Annotated in this window: 4 protein-coding genes; 1 reads left to right on the top strand and 3 read right to left on the bottom strand. The window is 44.7% G+C overall.

All coding sequences use genetic code 11. The features are described 5' to 3' along the window. A partial coding sequence (locus ACLFWI_RS28075) for a response regulator transcription factor (RefSeq protein ID WP_446415668.1) occupies positions 1-466 on the top strand: 466 nt, incomplete at its 5' end. A gap of 2 nt (positions 467-468) precedes the next feature. Here the strand turns inward: ACLFWI_RS28075 and ACLFWI_RS28080 are convergent. The 3 genes from ACLFWI_RS28080 to ACLFWI_RS28090 all read right to left on the bottom strand — a co-directional run bounded on the left by ACLFWI_RS28080 (position 469) and on the right by ACLFWI_RS28090 (position 3,754). Beyond that, entirely contained in the window at positions 469-783 is a 315-nt protein-coding gene (locus tag ACLFWI_RS28080; protein WP_446407237.1) for a (2Fe-2S) ferredoxin domain-containing protein, read from the bottom strand. A gap of 183 nt (positions 784-966) precedes the next feature. Further along, positions 967-2,634 carry a mechanosensitive ion channel family protein gene (locus ACLFWI_RS28085; protein WP_446415669.1) on the bottom strand — a complete coding sequence of 556 codons (1,668 nt, stop codon included), beginning with the start codon at positions 2,632-2,634 and terminating at the stop codon, positions 967-969. Positions 2,635-2,641: 7 nt separating this feature from the next. Continuing rightward, positions 2,642-3,754, bottom strand: a complete 1,113-nt coding sequence (locus ACLFWI_RS28090; protein WP_446415670.1) for an AI-2E family transporter — start codon at positions 3,752-3,754, stop codon at positions 2,642-2,644. Between the last annotated feature and the right edge of the window lie 105 nt (positions 3,755-3,859).

A 3,859-nucleotide genomic window follows, 5' to 3' on the forward strand; every position in this document is an offset into this window, starting at 1 on the left:
AGGGGTAATGGTTCCCATTATATTGTTAATCGCGAAAGATGAAGTAAGTGATCCCGTAGCGGGATTGGATGAGGGTGCAGATGACTATCTAGTCAAACCGTTTGATCTTGAAGAGTTGTTCGCCAGAGTCAGGGCGCATCTGCATCCCAATCAGGAGGAAGACCCCTATACCGTAAAATTTGCCGATATAAGTTTAAACCGTTCTACCCGTGAAGTCTATCGGGGCGATCGCTTAATTGAACTCACGGTTGAGGAATTTGATTTACTCGATTTTTTACTTTCCCATGCTTGTCAGCCTTTTCATCGTCACACAATCTTGGAACAAGTCTGGGGGTATGATTGGAGCGATCTCAGTTGCCGTATTCTCGATGAATGCTTGTGCTGTTTGCGTAAGAAACTGACAGCCAATGGCGAGAAGCGCTTGGTGCAATACCTGTGCGGTGGTGGTGTGGTGTTGCGCGAATAATCTTAAAAGCTAAACCGCCGATGAATCCTCGGATTCAGCTTTTCGTCAACCGGCTTACCCTCTTTCAGGTGTTGTTCCACAATCCGGGGGACATCGCTGGGTTGAACTCGATAATACCAAGTTTCTTCCGGTACAACTCGCACCGTCGGACCACAACTACATTGTCCTTGGCAATCTGTCCCTTTTATCTTAAAGTCTGTATCCTTAGCCACTTCCTCAAACGCCGCCAAGACATCGGCTGAACCTTCGGCTTGACAGGAACGATGTTGACAAACTAGAACTTGCTTGGGTGTATGATTTGGGGAGTCAGTTGCCACGGATTATTAAGTTTAGTTCTAACTGTTCTTTTTTATTTTACAAGTATAGCCGGGAAATAAATTTCCGGCTGAAAGCTCAAGTAAGCTAAAGCTTACTGGGATGGGTAGCTGTAATCAAACTGTATCCATATTTTTTTTAGCTTGTCCTGTAGAATTGCCTGATCAAAAACCAACAAATGACAGTTAATGTTTACCATGACCATTACCATCCGGCGGCGGACTAACCGTGGATTGTTGATCGAGCCACTTTGCCAAACTCTGGGAGAGTTGTGCTAATGATTCGACTAATTGCGGAGAAATATCGATCGGTAAATTCCCCGAACGAACATGAAGATCCCGTTGCGGGAAGGGAATTTCCACATCTCGATGGCGGAGAATGACCTCAATCCGAAAATAAAGGTCACTCTTAATTTTGAACTGCTTGGGGGGTTCACTAATCCAAACTAATAAATCAAAATCGAGAGAACTATCACCAAATCCTTTAAAAAAGACTCTCGGCGCGGGTTGAGCGAGAACATCAATATGCTCTTTTGCCGCATCAATCAAAGCCGCTCTGACAGTGGTTAGGTTTGACCCATAAGCCACGCCCACAGGTATCTTTAATCGGGATATCGAACTGTGATGCGACCAGTTGATCACTTCCGATTCCAAAAATCTGGAATTAGGAATGATAATGGAAATATCATCTAAGGTTTTGATTTCGGTACTGCGAACGCTAATATGTTCCACCGTTCCCATCAATCCGCCCACATCGACGAAATCGCCAACTTGAATGGGACGTTCAAAGATTAATACTAAGCCGCTAATAAACTCCTTGGCAATTCCCTGCAATCCTAAGCCAATACCAACCCCCAACACACCAGCAAATACCGTGAGGGAACTAATATCTAAACCCCATAACTGTAATAAGACAAGGCTGGTGATCGAAATAAAGGCATAATTGAAAATAATCGCAATGGTTTCCTGTGCCGCACGACTCAAACCCGTGAACCGTAAAATCCGCGATCGCAACCCTTGTTTGATCACTTTTGCCAGAATAATCAGCCCGACAAATAAGCCGATCAGGATTAATAACTTCAACACCGAATAGGAGTTATCTCCTAAGGGAATCATGTCTGAGGTTAAACTAGCAATTAAAGTATCAGTAAGGATGCGACTTAATTGTCGGGTTTGGCGAAATTGGGTGGTGATATAAATCACTGCATACACCCAGATAGCACAGCGGATAAGTGTCAGGAGAACTTGTCCGGCGAATTTGGGGCTGTTCACCTGTTTCGTTCCCTCTAGGGGGGCTGACTCCGCCGCCTCTTTATCCAACTGAGGTTTCAGCCAATCACACCAAAGCTTACCCAGTAGCCAACTCAATGCGATCGCCAGTAATACGCAACCAATTGAAAGCAGGATGGCTTGAATCAAATAGATTGGTGTACGCTCATATTGTGCCTTTTGAATAACCGTTTGCAGTTTTTTTCGCCAAAATTCAGCCTGTTCTTGAGGACTTCTTCCTTCTGGTGTATCGTCTGACGTTACAGAAACCAAATGCTGCCCATTAATCTCAATTACGGGTATTTTATCTTTAGAAGTGATTTTAACGCTTATAGGACTTTCCGCCGTTTCCACCAGTTCTTGGAGAACTTGATTCACATATTCGGCTCGTTCTTGGGCGCTGTATTGTGCAGATGGAGTCACTTCAAAAACCTTGCGCCCATCCAGCATAATAGGTGCTATAAAATTAGTTTGATTGGAATTATTTTGAGCTAAACCAGGCAAAACGGCGAGTAAACAACCAACCATAAATGCCACGAATAGCGTCCGGACAATCCGCACCCGGACAAAAGAAAAAAACTTCATATTAATGTTAACCTTTCATCGATAGAGTGCTTTGAGTTTCTTCCCTAGATGGTGGTGATAGTGCTGCGGCTTGCTGTTCCGCCAGTCGTTTGGGTTGCAGGTAGAGATTCTCTAACAAAACAGACGCGCCAGCTATCCAAGGGGGAACAATTAACGCTCCAATAATTCCCAACACCTGTGCGCCACCCACTACCGCCAACAATTGATACAAGGGATGAACTCTCACCGAAGAACCGACTAAAAGGGGATCAAGCAAGTATGTTTCCACATTTTGAATAATCACAAACAGGAGAAATACCCATAAAAAAGTCCACCCTCCTTGAGCAATTGCCACAATCAACGCCGGAATCGCCCCCAACACGGGACCAAAAAAAGGAATCAGATTGGTTCCCCCGGCAATCACACCTAAACCTAAAGCAAATTCAGTAATCCCCAAAACTTTTAAACCAATGGTAATCGCAATTCCTAAAATCCCGGAAACTAACACTCGTCCCTGGATATAATTACCCATGCGCCGACTCACTGGTTTAACCTGCGCCGCCAAGCGATCATCCCAGGGTTTGGGGAATAAACTCACAATCCCTTTAATTAAGCGTTCCGCACCGGATAGCATATAGCCCGATAGAAATAACGCTAGAATCACACTGAGAACACCACCCAGAAATCCCCGCGTTACCCCATAAGATCGGACAACAAGTTGCTGACTGGAACGAATTGCCCAATTGGTGAGGGTTTGGGTATCAAAAATTTGACTAATGATGGGTTCGCTAATACCCAGGCGAACTGCCAAACGGTCGATTAAGGATTCTAACACTTCTAGATAGTCAGGGAGTCGGCGAAACAGGCGCTGGATTTGCTGTGCCACGGTTGGTCCAATTAACACCCCGACTCCAACTAAAATGGTCAGTAAGCCTAAATAGACTAGGAGAACAGCTAACCAGCGAGGAATTCCTAACTGTTGGGCTCTATTGATGATCGGGGCTAAGGTGGCGGCAAGAACTACCGCAATCATCAGGATCACCAACAGACTACTGAGTTGCCACAGCAGCAGCAGCAGCAAAACGGTAGCAGTAATGAGCAGGATATTTTGAATGGAAATCGCAATCCGCCGTTCAGACATGGTAACGGTTCAGCTTCAAAGACTGTTGACAAACACTAAATATAATAATGTTAAGTAGGTTGGTGGAAATAAACTCAACCTTATGAAGTTATGTTAACAAGCCTC

Source organism: Coleofasciculus sp., from assembly GCF_046539235.1.
Lineage (GTDB): Bacteria > Cyanobacteriota > Cyanobacteriia > Cyanobacteriales > Coleofasciculaceae > Coleofasciculus.

Excerpts from the sequence above, each read along its gene's own strand:
- ACLFWI_RS28085 (WP_446415669.1), bottom strand. The coding sequence starts at position 2,634 with ATGAAGTTTTTTTCTTTTGTCCGGGTGCGGATTGTCCGGACGCTATTC.
- ACLFWI_RS28090 (WP_446415670.1), bottom strand. The coding sequence starts at position 3,754 with ATGTCTGAACGGCGGATTGCGATTTCCATTCAAAATATCCTGCTCATT.